Consider the following 20,907-nt stretch of genomic DNA (forward strand, 5'->3'; position numbering starts at 1 on the left):
TTTATCCCTCCTGTATGGCCCGTTGGCAGGCCGCGCTGGATTCCCTTACGACCAGCGTGTCCTCCAGCACCACCTGGGACTGATCGAGCGGTTCCGAGCGAATCAGCTTGATCAGCATGTTGACGGACCGCTGCCCAATCTCGTAACGGGGCTGTTGAATGGTGGTGAGCGCCGGCGACACATAGGACGAGAAATGAATATCGTCAAATCCCACAACCGAGATGTCGTGGGGAACCCGCAGGCCAAAATCGCGGATTGCTTTCATCGCCCCGATCGCCATTTCGTCATTGGCGGCAAAGATGGCGGTCGGAATCCGGTTGATGGAGAGCAGCTTGCGTGTGATCAGATAGCCGGAATCAAGCGAGTAATCCCCTTCCTGGATGAGGAGCTCGTCCTCCATGATGCCGTGCTGATGGAGCGCCTGCCGATATCCATTCAACCTGGCCTGGCAGAGGATCACATTGCTTGGCCCCATAATATGGGCAATGCGGGTGTGTCCGAGGGACAGCAAGTGCTTCGTGATTTTTCGGGCAGCGCTTTCATTGTCGATCGAAACGGAAGGGATGTCGCTTCCCGGGAGATATTCACAGGCAAGGACAACGGGACTGCGGGCGGCGAACTCTTCCAAAAACGCCCGGTCTGTCTGCGTGGTCGTGAGGATAATGCCGTCCGCCCTGCTTTCATCGAGAAGGGCCATGTATTCTTTTGTTTTATCCCTGTCCCCATCCGTACTGCCGATCAGGACGTTGAATCCCGCTTGGCGCGCTCCGTCTTCAATTCCGCGAATCACTTCGGAAAAGAACGGGTTTTTGATATCAGGCACGAGGGCGATAATGACATTCGTTTTTTGGCTGCGCAGGTTGCGCGCCAACCCATTGGGCCGGTAATTCAGTTTTTCCATCGCTTCCAGTACCCGCTGCTGCGTTTTGGGGTTGACCGGATCCGCTCCGGACATGACGCGGGAAACAGTGGCGATGGATACTTTGGCGAGCTTCGCGACATCATGAATCGTAGCCATGTGGCAATCAACTTCCCTCTTACCTGTAAAGGTTTACATATTCAAGCGATAAAAATGCTTATTGCAGAGAACTGAATGCTGGTTTTATGTAAAGGTTTACATGATTATGTACACAAACTGATCGTTTTTCTGCATGAAATCTTGAGAATATTTTACACAGAGATGTAAAGGTTTACAAGATGCATTTCGAAAAATTTCCACTACTCTTTCTCTTTTAATTTAGAAGAAACGATCCCCCTTCTTTGCTTCTGTTACCGTTTTGTTTCAAGCCCACAAAAAAACTTCAAGCATAAGCTCGCCGCTGCGGCAAACTTATGCTTGAAGGAACAATCCTTATGTATGGCGGAGAGAGTGGGATTCGAACCCACGCACGCCTCACGACGCCTAACGCATTTCGAGTGCGTCCCCTTATGACCACTTGGGTATCTCTCCAAGACCAGAAGCAAAAATAACTATAGCAAATTAATCGTTTCCGCGCAAGATGAAAATTGCTGCCAAGCTTGATTTGTCGTGTTTGTTCGGTCAATATAGGAAGAGCAAGACACACGATTGAAATGAGGAACGCACATGAAACGGGAACGTCTGGATAAAGTGCTGGCCAATATGGGCATCGGCACACGCAAGGAAGTTAAGCAGCTGGTCAAGCAAGGGCTGATCGAAGTGGATGGGGTAACAGCCACGGACCCTGGCATGCATGTCATTCCGGAGCAGCAGGAGATCCTGGTGGATGGAGAACCTCTGCATTACAAGCGCTACGTCTACTTCATGCTTAACAAGCCGCCCGGTGTGATCTCCGCGACGGAAGATCCCCGCCACGAAACCGTCGTTGACCTGCTGCCGCCTGAATGGGCCGCAAAAGTACACCCGGTCGGCAGGCTCGACATCGATACGGAGGGGCTGCTGCTGTTGACCAATGACGGACAGCTCTCCCACAGCCTGCTTTCCCCCAAAAAGAAAGTGGACAAAGAGTACTATGCCCGCATCGCAGGTCGTGTCACCCCAGAGCATGCGGACGCTTTTGCCAAAGGGGTTACCCTCGACGACGGTTACGTCACCATGCCAGCCCGGTTGGAAATCCTCTCCTCCGGTGAAGAATCGGAAATCAAGGTAACCATCATGGAGGGAAAATTCCATCAGGTCAAAAGGATGTTTGCGGCATTCGGCCTGCAGGTTGTCTACCTGAAGCGGCTGCGGATGGGAACGCTGCTGCTCGATGAAACGCTTGAACCGGGGGAATACCGCGAACTGACAGACGAAGAGCTTGCCTCCCTCCGAAAACTAACGTAAAACCCGGGTCCTCCCATGCCCCCGGGTACGCTTATTTCTTCCGCAGTCGGCGGAAAAACGCTTTTAACAGCTGACCGCACTCCTCTTCCAGAACGCCGGCGACAAACGGTACCTGATGGTTGAAGCGCGGTTCGTTTAACAGATCCATCAGCGTCCCCGCGCAGCCGGCTTTGGGATCGCGCGCCCCATACACCACCTGTTCGATGCGCGACTGCACGATGGCACCGGCACACATCGGACAAGGCTCCAGCGTCACATAGAGCGTACACCCGATCAATCGCCAGCCGCCGAGCCGTTCGCTCGCTTCCCGGATCGCAATCATTTCCGCATGCAGCGTGGGGTCTTTCCCTGTTTCCCTCAGGTTATACCCCCTGCCGACGATCTGGCCATCCCGGACGATGACGGCACCGATCGGCACTTCTCCGATCTCTCCTGCTTTGTTTGCCTCCTCGATGGCGGCGCGCATCCAACGCTCATGACTTTCCTGCAATCTCTTCCCCCTCCTTTTCGTCGTATCCATTCTTCCTTCCTCGCTGCCTTCTTAACCATACGATCGTGGGCCGCCAACCGTCAATTGAAATTGCCGCTACGTTCCCTATTGGAAAAATGTCCCTGTTGGTATATAATCGAAAATAGGAACAAATGTTCCTATTAAGTAAAAAGGAGGGTACATATGTTTTATTCCATTGATTCTTTTTTGAATGTCTGGGATTATGAAGCAGCGGCGACGCAGAAGATCCTCGATGCATTGACAGATGAATCGCTCAACCAGGCGGTGGCAGCGGAGCACCGCACGCTTGGCCGTCTTGCGTGGCATATCGTCTGTACGACCCATGAGATGATGTCGCGTACGGGCTTGCGGTTTGATGCGCCCGATGAAGGGGAAAGCGCCCCGACATCCGCCAGGTTCATTGCCGACAGCTTCCGGCAGTCCAGTGAGGCGTTCGTTGCCGCCATCAAGGAGCAGTGGAACGACAGCAGCCTTTTGGAAGAAAACGATATGTACGGGTTTACATGGAAAAACGGATATACCCTGTTCGTCCTGTTGACCCATCTGATCCACCATCGCGGACAGATGACGGTTTTGATGCGCCAGGCCGGATTAAAGGTGCCCGGTATCTACGGCCCTTCCCGCGAGGAATGGAGCCAAATGGGAATGGAGGCCCCGGCGATCTGACAGCCCCCCGCCGACTGTAGCGAACGCTGTTGTCGGCGGGGCCCCCCAACCTTCCTTACGCATGAAAGAATAGATGGCCAGAGCCCACCTTGTGCGTGGGCTTTTGTTGTCTGGACGCTTCTGTGCAGCGGGAAGTGTGATGAACTTTCGTTTCTCTCCATACTATAAGGTAAAAAGGAGGGATGTCAGTGGGGTTATCCTCTCTGCAGCAGCCACCCGGAGAGTTTTCTTGCTTTCACAGCCTGACAAAAGGGCGGCTGGAGAAAGAAGAAGTTTTTGCTGATCTGGAACGAACCGTCTCAACCGGTATGGACGCCTACGAAATCATTGTGGGCGCAGATTCGCAGCAGCGCCGCAGCTCAACCTCGTTTGCCCTCGTGATCTCCTTGATTCGCATCGGCAAGGGGGGAACGTTTTTCTACCGTACCTTTCAGGAGCGGCGTCTTTCCTCCCTGCAGCAGCGGATTTATCAGGAGGCTTTCTATGCGCTTGGGTTAGCCACCGAGCTTCGCGAATATCTGCACAGCCGCATGATTCATGTGCCCATCCGCCTTCATTTTGACATCGGGATCAACGGCCCGACCCGCAAGTTCATCCATAATCTGCTGCATGTCGCCAAAGCCAACAATTTTGAAGCGGAGATCAAGCCTGACTCCTTCTGTGCGTCGACCATCGCCGATATGTTTACCAAGTGAATATGCCAGCATCGGAAGCCATCAGCCGGCTGCCATCACGTCCGGCGGCGGCTTCTTTTCCTTTTCTGTAGGAAAATTTTGGAATGATGCCGAATATGATACCTTCGATAAGTTGGTTACCATGAGGAGGGAATTGCTTTGTCTTATGCCGTTCGTTTCAAAAGTACGCTGTCCGCACTGATGGCCTTCCTGCTTCTTGCCGCATCGATAGGTCAAGCAGCCGCCAAGACAAAAGATGGGGAAGTGGATTACGTGGCGCTGGGGGACTCCCTGGCAGCGGGTCAGACCCCCTACAAGGAGATCGATCAGGGCTATACCGATTTTCTTGCCGACCGGCTCGACACCATCGGCTATCTCGGCTCCTATCTTCGCTATGCCGTGCCTGGCTATACCACGGAAGACGTGCTGGAAGACATCAAGCATGACGTGGAAAAAGGGGGCACGAGCATTCGCGAAGCGCTCGAGGATGCCGAAGTGATTACGCTGGATGCCGGGGCAAACGATCTGCTGCATGAGCTGACCATCACGGATAAAGGCGTATCCATCGATCCGGACAAGGTACCGGCTGTCGTGGATCAAGTATACCGCAACCTGAAAGCGATCGTGGACGAAATCAAGGAGGTAAACCCTGACGCGGAGATATACATCATGGGCTACTATAACCCGTTTCCCTATCTGCCAAATGATCAGCAGGAGCAGCTTCTCCCCGTCCTTGACAAGCTGAACAAAACCATTTCCAAAGTAACCGTGAGGACCAGATCCCACTATGTGCCCACCGAAGAGACCATTGCCGAGGACTTCCGAACCTATCTGCCCAACCCGCAGGATATTCACTTGAGCAAGGAAGGTTATCAAGCCGTCGCCAACCAATTCTGGGACATACTGAAAAGCCAATTCCCGATTCAAAAACTGAAGGTGAATAAAACGAAGCTGACCTTGAAGGAAGGCGAACAGATCAAACTCAGGCTGACCGCAACCTACGAAAACGGCCGCACGATCACCGTTACCAATCTCGCCGAGTGGAAAAGTTCCAACAAAAACATTGCCACGGTGGAAAACGGTGTCGTGAAAGCCAGGAAAAAGGGAAGCGTCAGGATTACGGTCAGCTATGATGACAAGAAGCTGTCCATTCCGGTGGAAATCAAATAGTGACGCCCATGCTCCGTTTGCCCCCCGATGTTGCGGGGGCTTCTTTCTTTTGCTCACGGATATTTGTTTCGGCTACTTTGCGGCAATACGCTTCTTTTCGGCCAATCAACCCTGAGGTGAAGCGGTAGCGGTTTCTCCTTTACCGCTTGGGTGCCAGTCCAAAGTTTTTCACTTCGATACGCTTGGTGGTGTCAAGCTGGATGACGTCTCCCCAAGCCAATACCACCTTTTGTTGAAACAGCGGCCCGTCATAGACGAACGTATGATATTCCCCCGCTTCCCCCATCGGACAAACCTCCTGCTGCACGATCTCCTGCAAAAAGGCTTGATCCACTTCCCTGCCCAGCCACGCTGGCGTCAGCTTGTCGTCCCGCACCCGGATGACCACGGCACGATAGCCGGAATCGACAAAGGCCTGCAGCGCCTTCGCTGCATCGTCTTTGTTCATCCAGAGCGGGTAGAGCGGCGCCAGCCCGACGCTTTCCGCCACGGTTGTTCCCCATGCCCGATGTTCGTCGAGATACAAGTCCCCGTAGGCAATGGCATCCAGCTGATAACGCTCCTTGAGGTCGCGCAGGGAGCGGACGAAGGCATCCGTATAATCCTCGTAGCTGCACGCAACGAAGTGGATGGGAATCGACAGCGCCTCCGCCTGCGCTCGGATCAATTCCACCCGTTCTCCATGCCCGAAGGTTCTCCCGGTTTCCGCCGGAACGGTTGTCAGCAGGCAAACAACCTCTACGCCCTCCTGGACCAGCTTGTGCAGCGCCATGCAGCCGTCCTTGCCCCCGCTCCACGAAAGTGCCGTACGCATGCTCCTCTTCCCCCTCCCGAAAAAAGAGATCACCGCGCTTCCGGTGTCACGCGGTTATCATATCGCGTTTTTCCTGTTTCTCCAAGCGGTCATCCGGCGCGATTTCCGTCGCCAAGCGAAAGGCTATCTCCCATATATCACATGAATTATTATGTAACATTGCCCCATTCCCCCGAAAATTTGTTAGTCTTATGATAATCGAGATAATTGGAGGGGCATAGAGATATGGATGTTATGATTATGGTCATATTTTACATATTCTGGTTTATTATTACCGGTTACATCACCATTAATCCAGTAGGAGCATGGCAGTTGTTCGGAAAGTGGCAAGCGACCCGTTACCCTTCCAAAAAGTACTTTAGGGTGCTTCGCGTATTTGGGTTGATCGGATTCTTGTTACCGATTCTTTATTTCATGACTCAATTTTTTGAGAAATAACTTTGCCTATCCTCCCTTTCCCGTATGCCCTTTTTCTCAAGAAATAAGAAAAACCGCGTAACCACGCGGCTTGTGTATGGCGTCCCCGAGAGGATTCGAACCTCCGACCTACAGTTTAGGAAACCGTTGCTCTATCCTGCTGAGCTACGGGGACGTTTTACGCATAAGAAATTGCCCCTTCTCATTATAAGGCACAACGCGAATTTTGCAAATGCCGGGAAGCTGGGAACCATTAAGAAGGCTGGCGATTTCACGGATCCATAAATAAAAAGGACCGGAGGACACGCCTCCAGCCCCGTTTGTTTACGGATGGACGAACTGCTCTTCTTCGGTGGAACCGGTTAGCGCCGTGGTAGAGGAGGTTCCCCCCGCAATCACCTGGGCAACCTCGTCAAAATAACCGGTGCCCACCTCCCGCTGATGTCTGGTGGCTGTGTAGCCGTAGGCTTCGCTGGCAAACTCGGCCTGCTGCAGCTCCGAGTAGGCCGCCATGCCGCGATCCCGGTAGCCGCGGGCCAGCTCAAACATGCTGTGGTTGAGCGTATGGAAGCCGGCCAGGGTTACGAATTGGAACTTGTAGCCCATGTCGCCCAGCTTGTTCTGGAATTCGGCGATGGTTTCTTCATCCAGCTTTTTCTTCCAGTTGAACGAAGGCGAGCAGTTGTACGCGAGAAGCTTGCCGGGATATTTCGCATGGATCGCCTCGGCAAAACGCCTGGCCTCCTCCAGATTCGGCTCCGAGGTCTCGCACCAGATCAGGTCGGCATACGGCGCGTAGCTCAGCCCGCGGGCGATGGCAGCTTCAAGGCCGCCGCGCATCCGGAAGAAGCCTTCCGTCGTCCGCTCGCCTGTCAGGAAGGGACGGTCGTTCTCATCGATGTCGCTGGTGATCAGGAATGCTCCGTTGGCATCCGTCCGGGCCACGATGATCGTCGGAACCCCCATCACATCCGCCGCGAAACGGGCGGCAATCAGGTTGCGGACAGCCGCCTGGGTCGGGATCAGTACCTTGCCGCCCATATGGCCGCATTTTTTCTCGGAAGCGAGCTGATCTTCAAAATGAACGCCCGCCGCCCCCGCTTCAATCATGGCTTTCATCAGTTCGAATACATTGAGCGGACCGCCGAATCCCGCTTCCGCATCCGCCACAATGGGCGCGAACCAGTACGTATCCCCACTCCCCTCCGCGGTCTGGATCTGGTCGGCGCGCTGGAGGGCCTGATTGATCCGCTTCACCACATGCGGGACGCTGTTGGCCGGGTACAGACTCTGGTCCGGGTACATCTGCCCGGCCAGGTTGGCGTCTGCCGCCACCTGCCAGCCGCTCAGATAGATGGCCTTCAAGCCCGCTTTTACCTGCTGCACCGCCTGATTCCCGGTCAGTGCGCCCAGCGCCTTGATATGATGTTCCGTATGCAGCAGATGCCACAGACGTTCAGCCCCCAGCTTCGCCAGGGTATGTTCGATCTGTACGGAACCGCGGAGCCGGATCACGTCCTCCGCCGTATACGGGCGTGTAATGCCGCGAAAGCGCTCGGATTTCCAGAATTCTTCCAGCTTTCTAATCTCCTCGTGTTTTCCCATCCTATCCTCATTCCTCTCTTCTTCATGATCGTTATGGTAAATAGTTGTAACCGGGAATCGTGAGAAACTCTGTAAAGTCGTCGTCGGTGACAAGCTGCAGGAACAGCTCCGCAGCGGCTTTGTACCTGCCCCTCTGGTAAGCTTCTTCACCCACCTGCTGCTTAATCGCGGCCAGCTCTTCCCCCAGGAACTGCCGCACCATCTCCAGCGTGATTTTCCGCCCGTCCTGCAGGACCCCTTTCGGATGACGTATCCATTGCCAGATCTGTGCCCGGGAGATTTCAGCCGTGGCCGCATCCTCCATCAGATGGAAGATCGGCACAGCGCCCGCTCCGCGCAGCCAGGCCTCGATATATTGAATGCCGACGCTGATGTTGGTCCGTACCCCCGCTTCGGTGATGGGGCCCTCGGGCACCGCCAGCAGGTCAGCGGCGGTTACCTCCACATCGTCCCGCTTCCGTTCGATCTGGTTGGGCCTCGGCATCAGGGCGTCAAATACAGACATGGCAACGGGGACAAGGCCGGGATGAGCCACCCATGTGCCATCGTGACCGTCAAAGGCTTCCCGCTCTTTGTCGGCACGCACTTTCCGCATGGCTTCCTCGTTGGCGACGGGATCGTTCTTCACGGGAATCTGCGCGGCCATCCCGCCGATGGCCGGCGCGTTTCTCCGGTGGCAGGTTTTGATCGTGAGCAGCGTGTAGGCGCGCATAAACGGCACCGTCATCGTCACCAAGGCCCGGTCAGGCAGGATCACATCGGGATGATGGCGCAGCTTCTTGATATAGCTGAAAATGTAATCCCAGCGTCCGCAGTTGAGCCCGGCGCTGTGCTGGCGCAGCTCATAGAGGATTTCATCCATCTCAAACGCGGCAAGAATGGTTTCGATCAGGACGGTCGCTTTGATCGTGCCGGTGGGGATTCCCAGCTCCTCCTGCGCAAACAGGAACACATCGTTCCACAGCCGTGCCTCCAGATGGCTCTCCAGCTTCGGCAGATAAAAGTATGGGCCCGTACCGTTCCGCAGCAGGTTTTTCGCGTTGTGAAAGAAATAGAGGCCGAAATCAAACAGGCTGGCGGAGATCGGCTTCCCGTCGATCACAACATGCTTCTCCTCCAGATGCCAGCCCCTTGGCCGGACCAGGAGAGTCGCCGTTTTCTCGTTGAGCGCATACCGTTTGCCTTCCGGGCTGGTGTATGCGATCGTCCGGTTGATGGCATCGCGCAGGTTGATCTGTCCCTGTATCGTATTCTCCCATGTGGGAGAGTTGGCGTCCTCGAAATCGGCCATAAACATTTTGGCGCCGGAATTGAGGGCGTTGATCACCATCTTGCGGTCGCCGGCCGGCCCGGTAATCTCTACCCGCCGGTCCAACAGATCATGCGGCAGCGGGGCAATCGTCCACTCCGCTTCACGGATATGGGCGGTTTCCGGCAGAAAATCCGGCAGCTTCCCCGCATCCAGCTCCTTTTGTCTCTCCTGCCTTTTCCTGAGCAGCTCTTCCCGCTGTTTCCCGAACCGTCTTTCCAGCCTGGTGACAAACCCAACCGCTTCCGGAGTAAGGATTCCGGAATATTCCGACGAGATTGTTCCGAGCACTTCTACGCCAGCCGGGTATTGGCTTGATTTTGTCAGCGTCACGACAGAACCCCTCCGCTCTATTATGTTACAGATGTAATTTTAACTACGTATTATAGTACAGGATGGTTAAAAAAAATGATCCTCCTAGTCAATGGCGCCTCTGCCGCTGCAGTGACTGCAGCTGACCATCCCATCCCCGTGACAGTGGCTGCATGCCGCACCGCCGGAATCATAGCCGCTCCCGTTGCACTGATGGCATTCCTGCTCTCCATGCCCTTCGCATCTGGTACAATCCATCGCCTCTCCCCCCTCACCAACTGTATTAATACATTGTTATTGTTTGAGTGTTATTATATAACAGACCTTTTCGGCAAGCAATACCAAATTTGAAAATATATTTGCCAACGTAAATAACCCCGCCAACCTAAGCGAACGCTCCACCCACTCGGCGATCGCTAACGCTTTGCCGAGTGGGGTCCCTTGCTGGTGTCGGCGGGGGCCCCCAAACTTTCTTCGTCACTTTATCATTTTCATGATCACTTTCATGAACTTAATCATTCCGATCAGCAAATAGGCCCCCTGCCGTAGCAGAGAGCCTTGGGTTTTACCATCCGTTATGCTTGCGGCGCGATCCGTTCCACTCCGCCCATGTACGGGCGCAGCACCTGCGGAATCACAACGGAGCCGTCCGCCTGCTGATAATTTTCCAGAATCGCCGCCACCGTACGTCCAATGGCCAATCCGGAGCCGTTCAGGGTGTGGACGAATTCCGGTTTGGACTTGGCATCGCGGCGGAAACGGATATTGGCCCGACGCGCCTGGAAGTCTTCAAAATTGGAGCAGGACGAGATTTCGCGATACGTGTTGTAACTGGGGATCCATACTTCCAGGTCGTATTTCTTGGCGGCCGTAAACCCGAGATCCCCGGTGCACATGCTCAATACCCGGTACGGCAGCTCCAGCAGCTGCAGCACCTTTTCCGCATCCCCCACCAGTTTCTCCAGTTCCGCATAGGAATCTTCCGGCTTGACGAACTTCACCAGCTCCACCTTGTTGAACTGATGCTGACGGATCAAGCCGCGCGTATCCCGGCCGGCAGACCCGGCCTCGGAACGGAAGCATGCGCTGTATGCCGCATAATAGCGGGGCAGGTCGTCCGCATTCAGGATTTCATCCCGGTGAATGTTGGTAACCGGCACTTCCGCCGTCGGAATCAAGAAATAGTCGACGCCTTCCACCTTGAACGCGTCTTCCTCAAACTTGGGCAGCTGCCCCGTCCCTGTCATGCTGGTGCGGTTCACCATGTATGGAGGCAGGATCTCTTCATACCCGTGCTGTTCCGTATGCAGATCCAGCATGAAGTTCATCAATGCCCGTTCCAGACGGGCGCCGAGGCCTTTGTAGAAGACAAAACGGCTGCCGGTCACCTTGGCCGCCGCCTCGAAATCAAGGATTCCGAGCGTCTGGGCCACCTCCCAGTGCGGCTTGGCTTCAAAATCGAACGAATGGGGCTCACCCCAGGTGCGCACCGTCACGTTATCCTCTTCCGAAATCCCGATCGGCGTGCTTTCATGCGGCAGATTGGGCAGTGCGAGCAGGATCTGTTCCAGCTGTTCATCCAACTGGCGAAGCTCTTCGTCCAGCACCTTGATCCGGTCGCTTACTTCCTTCATCTCCGCGATCAGATGGTCGGCATTTTCCTTGTTCCGCTTCAGGATCGCTACCTGTTCGGAAACGGTGTTCCGCTTGTTTTTCAGGCTTTCCGCTTCCTGGATCACCTGCCGGCGTCTCTCATCCACTTCGGCAAACTGATCCAAAGCCGAGATGTCTTCATTCCGGTGCGCCAGACGTTTTCTGACACCTTCCAGATCGTTGCGCAGCACTTTCACATCTAACATGGCATCTTCCTCCTTCAAGAAACCCACCCGACGACCGTTGACGCGCGCGTCGTACGGGGTACAGTTCCAAAATAAAAACACCCATCCCTCTGGTCAAGGGACGAGTGTATAACCCGCGTTGCCACCCTTCTTGGCAAATCGTCGAAAACAACGACTGACGACCTGCCCTCTTTCACGTGATAACGGCACGTTTCCGGGCGAAGTTGTTTCCCCCGCCGCTCCGAGATGGATTCTTCCGCATGCCGGATCGGTTCGCACCAGTCCACCGACTCTCTTGACCAAGCCAATGCAGAGTACTTGTTCTCTTCAGCGCTTTTGCGATTATTCCTGCCTCTCTAGTAATGTACTAAATTTCCCATGGAATGTAAAGTAGCGCATCCTAGAAGGCGGGAACCTCCGCTTTGCCTTCCTCGAAGAGCTCCTTCACCAGATGCTTGGCATAGCCGGCAGCCTGGTTAAAGGTAATCTTGGCCGGCATCGGCGCTTCATTGGCATCCACTACCACATCGATGATGCAGGGCTTGTTCAGCAGGACGGCCTGCCGCATGGCGGGAAGCAGCTCCTCCGGCTTCTCCACGCGGAAGCCCACGCCCCCGCAAGCGTCGGCAAAGCGGGCGAAATGCGGGTTGGTCAGATCGGTGGCGTATTCCACATTCCCCATGACCTCCTGCTCGAATTTGATCATGGCGATCTTGTGATTGTTGAGGACGATGGCTACCAGCGGCAGATCGTACTTCACCGCGGTGACAAAATCGCTCATCGTCATGGCAAAGCCGCCATCCCCGCATACGGCAAACACCTGTTTATGGGGATAGGCGATTTTGGCGGCGATGGCACCGGGCAGCCCGCATCCCAGTGTCGCCAGCCAACTGGACAGTATCATCTGTTGTTGGGTCAGCCGCAGGTGGCGGGCCGCCCAAACCGTCACGTTGCCGACATCAACGGAGAGCACCGCATCGCTTGGCATCACCTGCTGCAGCGCCCACATGACGTGCTGCGGCTTGAGCGGCACCGCCTGATCCTCTTCTTCCCGCTCCATCTTGGCCCACCACTTTTTCATATGCGCCTGACAGCGCTCCAGAAAAGAGCGGTCCGGACGCGGAGAGATCTCCTGGGCCAGCCAGGCCAGCGTGCGGCCGGCATCACCCGCCAGTCCGACGTGTACCGGGTAGCGTTTGCCGATTTGGGCCGGATCGGTGTCGATTTGGATCGTTCTGGCTTCATCCGGCAAAAATCCGGTAAACGGGAACGACGTGCCCACCATGACCAGCGTATCGGCCTCCTGCATCGCTTCATAGGACGGCCTGGTGCCGATCAGTCCCAGTCCGCCCAGACATAAGGGGTGTTCGTCGGGGATCACTCCTTTTCCCGGCAGGGTCAGCACGATGGGGGCCGCCAGTTTCTCCGCAAACGCCAGCAGCTGCTCGCGTGCCCCTCTGGCTCCCCGTCCGGCCAGGATCACCGGTTTTTTGGCCTCTTCCAGCACCTGCTTGGCCCGGATCAGGTCGGCCGTTTGAGGAAGAATCTCCGACTGGACAACAAAGCTGCTTGTGCGGCGGGCTTCCCCTTTCACTTCAAACTTGGGAATATCGTCGGGAATGGTCAGGACCGCGACCCCTTTTTTGGTATAGGCGGTCCGTATCGCCTGATTGACCACGGCCGGAAGCTGCTCGGCCGACATGATCCGCTGGTTGTAAACGGCCACATCATCAAACATCCGTTCCAGATTGACTTCCTGAAACGCATCCGTCCCCAGCAGATCGGTCTCCACCTGACCGGTAATCGCCAACACCGGCACCTTGTCCAGTTTGGCATCATACAGCCCGTTCAGCAGATGGATTGCGCCCGGACCCGCAATCGCCATGCAAACGCCCAGCTTCCCGGTTAACTTGGCGTAGGCGGCCGCAGCCAAAGCCCCGGCCTCTTCATGCCGAACCTGGATGAACTTGATCTTGTCCCGTGCCCGGCGCAGCGGTTCGATCAAGGAATTGATCGAATCGCCCGGCATCCCGTAAATGTGGTCGACCCCCCACTCGATCAGCAGGTCGACCAGGACTTCGCCAGCCTTCTTTCCAAACATGCTCGTTACCCCTTTCCCTGGAACCTTCAGATGTATTCTCTGCAACTAGGGAAAAAAGTAAACAGCCGGCACCACAGGTACCGGCTGGAGTCATGCAAGCGGTTATGTCGCAGCGCGAACGCCGCGGCTTTCCTTTACCATATCGAGAAAATACTTGTGAAAACGGCTGTCTTCCGTCAGTTCCGGGTGGAAAGCGGCGGCGAGATAGTGTCCTTGGCGCGCAGCCACGATTTTATCGTCAAACTTGGCCAAAACCTCTCCCGTTTCCCCCAACTCCATGATATAGGGGGCGCGAATGAAGACGGCCGTAAAGTCCGGGGCCACGCCTGCGATCGGCAGCACCGCTTCGAAACTCTCTTTTTGACGTCCAAACGCATTCCGTTCCACTTTCATATCCATCAGGCCGAGGTGATAATCCTCCTGGCCGTTGATGCGGTTGGCCAACAGGATGGCACCCGCGCAGGTCCCGAAAACGGGCTTTTTCGCTTCCCCAAAACGGCGAACAGCTTCCATAAAGCCGTACTTGTGCATCAGCTTGCTGATCGTGGTGCTTTCCCCGCCGGGGATAATCAAGCCATCCAGGTCTTCCAATTCTTCCACTTTTTTTACCGGGACCGCCGTAGCCCCCGCCATCTCCAGCAAGCGAAGATGCTCGGCTACCGCACCTTGCAGGGCAAGTACGCCAATTTTCATCGCGCTCACCTTACCACCCGCGCTCTTGCATGCGGTCTGCTTCGCGGATTTTGGAGATTTCAATACCGGTCATCGGGGCACCGAGACCCTTGGATACACGGGCGATCAGCTCATAATCCGTGTAATGGGTGGTTGCTTCCACGATGGCGCGGGCATATTTCTCCGGATTCTCCGATTTGAAGATACCGGAACCGACGAAGACGCCGTCAGCCCCCAGTTGCATCATCAGGGCCGCATCGGATGGAGTCGCTACCCCGCCTGCGGCGAAGTTGACCACCGGCAGCTTGCCGTTTTTGTGCACATACTCAAGCAGTTCGTAAGGAGCGCCCAGGTTCTTGGCTTCCGCCATCAATTCATCGTAGGACATGCTTTGCACCTTGCGGATTTGGGCCTGCATCGTGCGCATGTGGCGAACCGCCTCCACGATGTTGCCGGTGCCCGGCTCCCCTTTGGTACGGATCATGGATGCGCCTTCGCCGATGCGGCGGAGCGCTTCGCCCAGATCGCGCGCACCGCAGACGAACGGTACCGTGAAATCTTTTTTGTTGATATGAAACATATCATCGGCAGGAGTAAGAACCTCACTCTCGTCGATGTAATCGACACCCATGGATTCCAGCACCCGCGCTTCAACGAAGTGACCGATCCGCGCTTTCGCCATCACCGGGATGGAAACCGCCTTTAATACCTCTTCCACAATGCTGAGATCCGCCATACGGGCTACGCCGCCGGCCGCACGAATGTCGGAAGGAACGCGCTCCAGCGCCATTACGGCAACAGCGCCTGCCGCTTCCGCAATTTTCGCCTGCTCGGCGTTGACTACGTCCATGATGACGCCGCCCTTTTGCATTTCAGCCATACCACGTTTTACGCGAGATGTCCCAACCTCTACCATTGTTATTGCCCCCTATGTCGGATAAAAGAATCTGTTCCGTACTTCATTTCATTGTAAATCAATCGATCTCTTTATGGCAACCAAATTACTAGGAATTCGGTCAGCCGACGATATTGGCAAACAGGTTCTTGATAAATTGGATAATGCCGCGGAAGAACAGACGGATCCAGCTTGCTTCCTCCACGTCCTGATTGGCCACTATTTCGATCCCGCCTTTTTGGGCGTCTTCCGGCTGCAGATACTCCTCGTTCCCCGCTCCTTCCGCCTTAAACGTCAACTTCCCGATGGCTTGTCCCTTTTTAATCGGGGCGGTGAGGTCGTTAAACACAACGGTCGGTTTGTATTTCTTCTCTTCACCCACTTTGGTCACAACGGTTGCCACACTGCCGGTCACCGCCGGAACGGTCAACTCCACGCCTTTTTTGACAGGCGCTGCTTCCGAGCCGGCAATGGTTGCCCCTTTGTCCAACACCTTGGTCAGCTTGTAGGTGCTGAATCCGTAGTCAAACAGCTTCTTCGTCTCGGCGAAGCGCTTCGTCTCGCCGCTTACTCCTCCCTGACCTTTCACGCCCATCACGACGCTGATCAATCGCATGCCATCCCGCGTGGCCGTACCGGTGAAGCAGTATCCGGCCGCTGCCGTGTAGCCTGTTTTCAACCCGTCCACACCCGGGTACGTATTGGGAAGCCCCGGCAACATCCAGTTATAGTTTGCCTTGGGGATCGCATTCGGAGTCCCTTCCCGGAACACCATCCGCGGAATTTTGGAGTATTCCAGCGCTTCCGGGAAATCCCGGATCAGCGCACGCGCCAGAATGGCGGCGTCACGGGCTGACATTTGGTTCTCCTTCGGCTCATTTGAATAAGAGTACGGGCCCAACTCGTTGGCCGGCAATCCGGTTGACGTGACGAAACTGGAGTTTTTCATCCCCAGCTGGGCGGCTTTCTCATTCATCATTTTCACAAAATTGGCTTCACTGCCGCCTACTTTTTCCGCCAGGAGAACGGTCGCGTCATTGGCGGACGCAATCGCCATCGCCTTATACAGATCCTTGACCGAATGTTCTTCCCCCGCATTCAGGTAGACCCCGGCCGAATCGGGAATTCTGGCGACATAAAAGGCGTATTCGCTGACCGGAACCTTCTCGTCCCACTTGATTTTATTCTGCTTCAACGCTTCCAGCACCAGATACTCGGTCATCATCTTGCTCATGCTGGCGGGCGGCAGCGGCACGTCCGGGTTCATGCTGTACAGCACCTTCCCTGTGGTCGGTTCCACCAGGATGGCTGATTTTGCCTCCAATTGCAAGTTGGCCTGCGTATCGGCGGACGCGGTGGATGCGCCTCCCCATCCCGCCAGGCCAAACAGCGCGACAGAAAGGACGATTCCTGCAAGTCGCTTTGTCCATCTATGCCATCTCATTTGTGATCACTCTCCCATTCTGTCGATCATTCTTTCACCCAATGGTAAGTGTACCATAAAGATCAGACGGCTTAGAAGTCTGAATCCGGCCGTCAATAACTGCCAGAGAAAACCCCCCTGCCCAAACGGATGAAGGAGGGGGGGAAGGATTCTCGGTCTGATCAGGAAACGGAATAGTTCGGAGCTTCTTTGGTAATTTGAACATCGTGCGGATGGCTTTCGCGCAGCCCCGCGCCCGTAATGCGGATAAACTGAGCGTTGTTGATCAGCTCCTCGATGGAGCGGACACCGCAATAGCCCATGCCGGCGCGCAGACCGCCGATCAACTGGTACACGACATCCGCCAGCGGCCCTTTATACGGAACGCGCCCTTCGATCCCTTCCGGAACAAGCTTCTGCTCGTTTTCCTGGAAGTAGCGATCCTTGCTTCCTTCTTTCATGGCACCGATCGAACCCATACCACGGTACACTTTGAAGCGGCGGCCCTGATAGATTTCAAACTCGCCCGGACTCTCTTCCGTACCGGCAAACAAGCTGCCGATCATGACGGCGGATGCTCCGGCGCCGATGGCCTTGGGCAGATCGCCGGAATATTTGATCCCTCCGTCGGCAATGATGGGAACACCGTATTTCCGCGCAACCAGCGCACAATCGTAGATCGCGGTGATTTGCGGAACGCCGATACCGGCCACGACGCGGGTCGTACAGATGGAACCCGGCCCCATCCCCACTTTGATCACCGATGCCCCGGCTTCGATCAGGTCGCGCGTGGCCTCTCCCGTTGCCACGTTTCCGGCCACAATGGTCAGATCCGGGTAAGCTTTGCGCAGCTTTCTCACGGTTTCGCCCACATTGATATGGTGACCGTGGGCGGTATCCACCACCAGAACGTCTACGCCGGCTTGTACAAGCGCATCGGCCCGTTCAAAGGTATCTGCGGATACGCCGACAGCCGCCCCGCAGAGCAGACGCCCGTGTTCATCCTTGGCCGCATTGGGATATTGGATCGCTTTCTCGATATCTTTAATGGTAATAAGGCCTTTCAACACGTTGTTCTCATCAACGAGCGGCAGTTTTTCGATCTTGTGCTTCTGCAGGATGGCTTCCGCTTGCTGCAGGGTCGTGCCGACAGGAGCCGTCACCAGATTTTCTCTGGTCATCACTTGGGAAATGGGTGTAGAAAAATCGTGGACAAATCGTAAATCGCGGTTGGTGAGGATCCCTACGAGATGATTGTGGGCATCAACGATGGGGACGCCGGAAATGCGATATTTTGCCATCAAGGCATCTGCGTCGGACACCTTGTGCTCAGGAGTCAACGAGAAGGGATTGGTAATGACTCCGCTTTCGGAGCGTTTGACCCGGTCAACTTCGCCGGCTTGTTTCTCGATGGACATATTCTTGTGGATGATACCGATACCGCCTTGGCGGGCCAATGCTATCGCAAGGGCAGATTCAGTCACTGTATCCATGCCTGCGCTGATTAACGGGATGTTCAGTTTCACCTTTTCGCTCAATTTCGTGGTGACATCCACATCGCGTGGCAGCACATCCGACTTGCCCGGTATGAGCAACACGTCATCAAACGTCAGACCTTCCTTGACGAATTTATCTTCCCTCACAACCTATTTGCCCCTTTCGCTAGATAAATTTAGGACAGTTTATCAAACCGCTTAATTTACTGTCAAGAACCCCTAATAATGTTCGGTAATTTCGGAAATTATACGGTTATAATGGGAGTTATGCAAGATTTGGATGGTTTTTTTACGAAAATTCTAGCAAAAGGATGGTAACCGTTTACATGCCTTCCGCCTGGGATGATTTGCGCTACTTGGAAACGGAACCGACAGCCCGGACATTTTTGTCGGAATGCTATGAGAAAGCAGGCCTGCCGCATCCGGATCGCCTGGCTTACCAGCATTCCACCCGTTTTGTCTATTTCTGGCTGCAGGCCCGGACGTTCTATCAGGCGGCTGCGGATGCCGATCTGTTGATCCGTCCGCTGCTGCTTTTCTATGGCTGTGTCCAAATGTTGAAAGGCTGCATGCTGGCCGCAGATCCGGCGTATCCGCACAACAGCCGCATGCTGCAGCACGGGGTTACCACCCGCAAGCTGCGAAGAAGCCCGTACCGTCTGCTCGAAGACGAGATTCGCCCGCAGAAGGAAGGGCTGTTTGCCCATGCGGCGGCTTTGTGGAAGCTTCCTCCCTTGAAACCCGGCTACAAGGCGAAGGATCTGTTCGCTTCACTGCCCGAACTGGCTCATCCGTACGAAAAGATCGTGGCTCCTGTCGACTGGGTGCCGGTGCGATGCCTGGACCGCACCCTGCTTGTATTTCCGCAGGTGGGACAGGGCGCTCTCGGCTATTCGGTGGACACGTTGGTCGGATACCTGAACCGTTTTGCTCCCGATGAACTGCGGTTTCGCGGGGAAAAAGAGGATGGGGAAACGGGGAAAAGGGTTTGGCTTCAAGGGAATGCAGCGGGCCTGGACAAGCATTGCCTGTTTGCCGTCACCCCCGAAGAGAAGCTCTTCTTCTGGAACGGACCGGAACAGGCAATCCCTCTTCCCCCGTGGGCTGTCCATTATCTACTTCTTTATCTGCTTGGCATGTTATGCCGATACGAAACGGAGTGGTGGGGAGAGTTGGTGCTGACCCATTCGCTGGCCGAAGCGCTGCTGGTTGAGCGTTTTCTCACGCTGCACCAGGAAACCTTCCCCCAGCTGACCGTCAAGCTCCTGCAGCTGGCAAACCCCCGCGGTCACCTGTAACCGAGGGGGTTTTCGCTTACTTTCGCCAGGCGCCCTCGCTGTAGCTGTTGGCGGCATCCCAGATCAAGTACTGGTCCACGCCCAGCTCCTGGCCTGCCTTGATCTGGGCAAGCACTTCACGCGGACCATACGGAATATGCCCCTTCACCCATCTGGCCGTAAAATCCTGATACCAGGGCCGGATGGTGGCGGGCCGTTGATGCTGCGCCTTGATGAGATCATCTTTTTTCCGGGCATCCAGCAGCCCGTTTCGAATCGTCTCATAGGGCCGGGCATCCGGAACGGCCAACCCATAGGTGCCATTGGCATAATGGGACGGGTACATCATCGGCGAGATGTAATCCACGTGCGGACTGACAAGCTCCCACTTCTGTCCGATACCCATGTCGTCGCTGACCGAGGGAACCAGACCGAAAATATCGGCGGACAGATACACATGATACGGGGCCAGCTCTTTTCGTGCATAGGCGAGAAATTCCGCAATCACCTGCTGCTTGGTTCTGCCGTTTTGTTGGTAAAAGGCGACTTCCTGATCCACCCTCTTGCCGTTGTCCGGGAAGCGCACATAATCGAATTGAATCTCCTTGAATCCCTTCTTGGCCGCTTCCTTGGCGATGGCAATATTGTAATCCCATACCTCTTTCCGGTAGGGATCGATCCAAACGACGCCTTTGCTGTCCGACCAGATGCCGCCGGTTTTGCGCTGCATGGCCCATTCCGGCTTTTTCCCGGCCAGGTACGGGTCTTTGAAGCAAACGATGCGGGCAATGGGGTATACATGGTTTTCCCGCAGCGTTTGCAGCAATTGATCGATATCGGCAATAAACCGGGTTCCGTCCGCTTTCGTCTGTTGAACGAGCGGAATGCCTGACTTGTAAGTAACCCGTCCTTCGTCCTCCTTCATATCAATCACCATGGCGTTCAGCTCGGTCTGATTCACCAAATTCAATAATTTCTGGAAATTACTGCCCCCAGCCGACCATCCCGTCAGGTAGATCCCTTTCGCCTTTACCGGAATTTTCATCTTGTCCAGAAGTTCCGGAGAAGAGAGCAAGGTGTCATCCGACCATGCAGCCGGTTCGGTTGCCAAATCCGTTTGCTCCGCCTTTGCTACCGGGAGAAGTCCCCAGCTGGACGTCATCACGAGCAGGGTGAGTAATATCGCCCATGCAGCCGCCTTGTGCCGGATCATCGGATGTCTCCCCCCTCCTTCTCCCATGTGGATGCACGTGCCGGATCAAAGATACGCACCAGTACGTATCCATAGTATATCATGCTGCCCCGTTTCTTTGCCTCGTCGGTTCGTTCCTCTTTTTGTTACAGCGCCGATAATTTCCCGGCACACGGAAACGCTGGCAGGCGCCTTGCTTCGCGGGGCAAAAATAAAGGATGGAAGCGTCC

Annotated in this window: 18 protein-coding genes, 2 tRNA genes and 1 other annotated feature; of the genes, 5 read left to right on the forward strand and 15 right to left on the reverse strand. The window is 55.3% G+C overall.

What is annotated here, in order from left to right; genetic code table 11:
- Nucleotide 1: 1 nt before the first annotated feature.
- A complete protein-coding gene (locus G3578_RS15280) occupies nucleotides 2-1,018 on the reverse strand; it encodes a LacI family DNA-binding transcriptional regulator (protein ID WP_165213822.1) in 1,017 nt (338 codons plus the stop codon).
- Nucleotides 1,019-1,358: 340 nt separating this feature from the next.
- Nucleotides 1,359-1,450, reverse strand: a tRNA-Ser gene (locus G3578_RS15285).
- Between the two features lie 135 nt (nucleotides 1,451-1,585).
- Between G3578_RS15285 and G3578_RS15290 the strand changes: the two genes are divergently transcribed.
- Entirely contained in the window at nucleotides 1,586-2,305 is a 720-nt protein-coding gene (locus G3578_RS15290; RefSeq protein WP_165213823.1) for a pseudouridine synthase, read from the forward strand.
- 31 nt (nucleotides 2,306-2,336) lie between these two features.
- Here the strand turns inward: G3578_RS15290 and tadA are convergent, their stop codons facing one another.
- Nucleotides 2,337-2,825, reverse strand: coding sequence for a tRNA adenosine(34) deaminase TadA (gene tadA, locus G3578_RS15295; protein ID WP_165213824.1), 489 nt, complete (start codon nucleotides 2,823-2,825; stop codon nucleotides 2,337-2,339).
- A gap of 153 nt (nucleotides 2,826-2,978) precedes the next feature.
- On the opposite strand from tadA, the gene G3578_RS15300 reads away from it, so the two are divergent.
- The 3 genes from G3578_RS15300 (at nucleotide 2,979) to G3578_RS15310 (ending at nucleotide 5,326) form a co-directional block, all read left to right on the forward strand.
- Complete coding sequence (locus G3578_RS15300) at nucleotides 2,979-3,482, forward strand: DinB family protein (RefSeq protein WP_165213825.1); 504 nt, start codon at nucleotides 2,979-2,981, stop codon at nucleotides 3,480-3,482.
- Nucleotides 3,483-3,670: 188 nt separating this feature from the next.
- On the forward strand, nucleotides 3,671-4,177 hold the full coding sequence (locus tag G3578_RS15305) for a ribonuclease H-like YkuK family protein (protein ID WP_346774019.1): 507 nt from the start codon (nucleotides 3,671-3,673) through the stop codon (nucleotides 4,175-4,177).
- Nucleotides 4,178-4,315: 138 nt separating this feature from the next.
- Nucleotides 4,316-5,326 (forward strand): GDSL-type esterase/lipase family protein, encoded by a 1,011-nt coding sequence (locus G3578_RS15310; protein ID WP_165213827.1) that lies wholly within the window; start codon nucleotides 4,316-4,318, stop codon nucleotides 5,324-5,326.
- Nucleotides 5,327-5,465: 139 nt separating this feature from the next.
- Here G3578_RS15310 and G3578_RS15315 read toward each other — a convergent pair whose 3' ends face one another.
- The 11 genes from G3578_RS15315 to guaB form a co-directional block, all read right to left on the reverse strand.
- Nucleotides 5,466-6,140, reverse strand: a complete 675-nt coding sequence (locus G3578_RS15315; protein ID WP_165213828.1) for a Dph6-related ATP pyrophosphatase — start codon at nucleotides 6,138-6,140, stop codon at nucleotides 5,466-5,468.
- A 515-nt stretch (nucleotides 6,141-6,655) separates the two neighbouring features.
- Nucleotides 6,656-6,732, reverse strand: a tRNA-Arg gene (locus G3578_RS15320).
- A gap of 149 nt (nucleotides 6,733-6,881) precedes the next feature.
- Nucleotides 6,882-8,162, reverse strand: a complete 1,281-nt coding sequence (aceA, locus tag G3578_RS15325) for an isocitrate lyase (RefSeq protein WP_165213829.1) — start codon at nucleotides 8,160-8,162, stop codon at nucleotides 6,882-6,884.
- A 31-nt stretch (nucleotides 8,163-8,193) separates the two neighbouring features.
- On the reverse strand, nucleotides 8,194-9,798 hold the full coding sequence (aceB, locus tag G3578_RS15330) for a malate synthase A (protein ID WP_206529735.1): 1,605 nt from the start codon (nucleotides 9,796-9,798) through the stop codon (nucleotides 8,194-8,196).
- A 90-nt stretch (nucleotides 9,799-9,888) separates the two neighbouring features.
- Nucleotides 9,889-10,041 carry a hypothetical protein gene (locus G3578_RS15335; protein WP_165213831.1) on the reverse strand — a complete coding sequence of 51 codons (153 nt, stop codon included), beginning with the start codon at nucleotides 10,039-10,041 and terminating at the stop codon, nucleotides 9,889-9,891.
- Nucleotides 10,042-10,358: 317 nt separating this feature from the next.
- The gene (gene serS / locus G3578_RS15340; protein ID WP_165213832.1) at nucleotides 10,359-11,642 is read right to left on the reverse strand and encodes a serine--tRNA ligase; all 1,284 of its coding nucleotides are present in this window, start codon (nucleotides 11,640-11,642) and stop codon (nucleotides 10,359-10,361) included.
- A 93-nt stretch (nucleotides 11,643-11,735) separates the two neighbouring features.
- Nucleotides 11,736-11,961, reverse strand: a binding site (T-box leader).
- Nucleotides 11,962-12,021: 60 nt separating this feature from the next.
- Nucleotides 12,022-13,722, reverse strand: a complete 1,701-nt coding sequence (locus G3578_RS15345) for a pyruvate oxidase (protein ID WP_165213833.1) — start codon at nucleotides 13,720-13,722, stop codon at nucleotides 12,022-12,024.
- A 102-nt stretch (nucleotides 13,723-13,824) separates the two neighbouring features.
- Nucleotides 13,825-14,415: a pyridoxal 5'-phosphate synthase glutaminase subunit PdxT gene (gene pdxT / locus G3578_RS15350; RefSeq protein ID WP_165213834.1), complete on the reverse strand. Its 591-nt coding sequence runs from the start codon at nucleotides 14,413-14,415 to the stop codon at nucleotides 13,825-13,827.
- A gap of 10 nt (nucleotides 14,416-14,425) precedes the next feature.
- Entirely contained in the window at nucleotides 14,426-15,310 is an 885-nt protein-coding gene (gene pdxS, locus G3578_RS15355) for a pyridoxal 5'-phosphate synthase lyase subunit PdxS (protein WP_165213835.1), read from the reverse strand.
- 100 nt (nucleotides 15,311-15,410) lie between these two features.
- Nucleotides 15,411-16,733 (reverse strand): D-alanyl-D-alanine carboxypeptidase family protein, encoded by a 1,323-nt coding sequence (locus G3578_RS15360; protein ID WP_165213836.1) that lies wholly within the window; start codon nucleotides 16,731-16,733, stop codon nucleotides 15,411-15,413.
- Between the two features lie 161 nt (nucleotides 16,734-16,894).
- Nucleotides 16,895-18,355, reverse strand: a complete 1,461-nt coding sequence (gene guaB / locus G3578_RS15365) for an IMP dehydrogenase (protein ID WP_165213837.1) — start codon at nucleotides 18,353-18,355, stop codon at nucleotides 16,895-16,897.
- 179 nt (nucleotides 18,356-18,534) lie between these two features.
- On the opposite strand from guaB, the gene G3578_RS15370 reads away from it, so the two are divergent.
- The gene (locus tag G3578_RS15370) at nucleotides 18,535-19,506 is read left to right on the forward strand and encodes a YaaC family protein (protein WP_165213838.1); all 972 of its coding nucleotides are present in this window, start codon (nucleotides 18,535-18,537) and stop codon (nucleotides 19,504-19,506) included.
- Nucleotides 19,507-19,522: 16 nt separating this feature from the next.
- On the opposite strand, the gene G3578_RS15375 is transcribed toward G3578_RS15370, so the two are convergent.
- Nucleotides 19,523-20,698, reverse strand: coding sequence for a putative glycoside hydrolase (locus G3578_RS15375; protein WP_241254646.1), 1,176 nt, complete (start codon nucleotides 20,696-20,698; stop codon nucleotides 19,523-19,525).
- Nucleotides 20,699-20,907 lie beyond the last annotated feature (209 nt).

It is taken from the genome of Brevibacillus sp. SYP-B805, assembly GCF_011059135.1.
Taxonomy (GTDB): domain Bacteria; phylum Bacillota; class Bacilli; order Brevibacillales; family Brevibacillaceae; genus Brevibacillus_F.

Excerpts from the sequence above, each read along its gene's own strand:
- serS (WP_165213832.1), bottom strand. The coding sequence starts at position 11,642 with ATGTTAGATGTGAAAGTGCTGCGCAACGATCTGGAAGGTGTCAGAAAA.
- tadA (WP_165213824.1), bottom strand. The coding sequence starts at position 2,825 with ATGGATACGACGAAAAGGAGGGGGAAGAGATTGCAGGAAAGTCATGAG.
- G3578_RS15315 (WP_165213828.1), bottom strand. The coding sequence starts at position 6,140 with ATGCGTACGGCACTTTCGTGGAGCGGGGGCAAGGACGGCTGCATGGCG.
- G3578_RS15335 (WP_165213831.1), bottom strand. The coding sequence starts at position 10,041 with ATGGATTGTACCAGATGCGAAGGGCATGGAGAGCAGGAATGCCATCAG.
- G3578_RS15360 (WP_165213836.1), bottom strand. The coding sequence starts at position 16,733 with ATGAGATGGCATAGATGGACAAAGCGACTTGCAGGAATCGTCCTTTCT.
- G3578_RS15300 (WP_165213825.1), top strand. The coding sequence starts at position 2,979 with ATGTTTTATTCCATTGATTCTTTTTTGAATGTCTGGGATTATGAAGCA.
- pdxS (WP_165213835.1), bottom strand. The coding sequence starts at position 15,310 with ATGGTAGAGGTTGGGACATCTCGCGTAAAACGTGGTATGGCTGAAATG.
- G3578_RS15375 (WP_241254646.1), bottom strand. The coding sequence starts at position 20,698 with ATGATCCGGCACAAGGCGGCTGCATGGGCGATATTACTCACCCTGCTC.
- G3578_RS15290 (WP_165213823.1), top strand. The coding sequence starts at position 1,586 with ATGAAACGGGAACGTCTGGATAAAGTGCTGGCCAATATGGGCATCGGC.
- G3578_RS15280 (WP_165213822.1), bottom strand. The coding sequence starts at position 1,018 with ATGGCTACGATTCATGATGTCGCGAAGCTCGCCAAAGTATCCATCGCC.
- G3578_RS15345 (WP_165213833.1), bottom strand. The coding sequence starts at position 13,722 with ATGTTTGGAAAGAAGGCTGGCGAAGTCCTGGTCGACCTGCTGATCGAG.
- G3578_RS15370 (WP_165213838.1), top strand. The coding sequence starts at position 18,535 with ATGCCTTCCGCCTGGGATGATTTGCGCTACTTGGAAACGGAACCGACA.
- pdxT (WP_165213834.1), bottom strand. The coding sequence starts at position 14,415 with ATGAAAATTGGCGTACTTGCCCTGCAAGGTGCGGTAGCCGAGCATCTT.
- aceA (WP_165213829.1), bottom strand. The coding sequence starts at position 8,162 with ATGGGAAAACACGAGGAGATTAGAAAGCTGGAAGAATTCTGGAAATCC.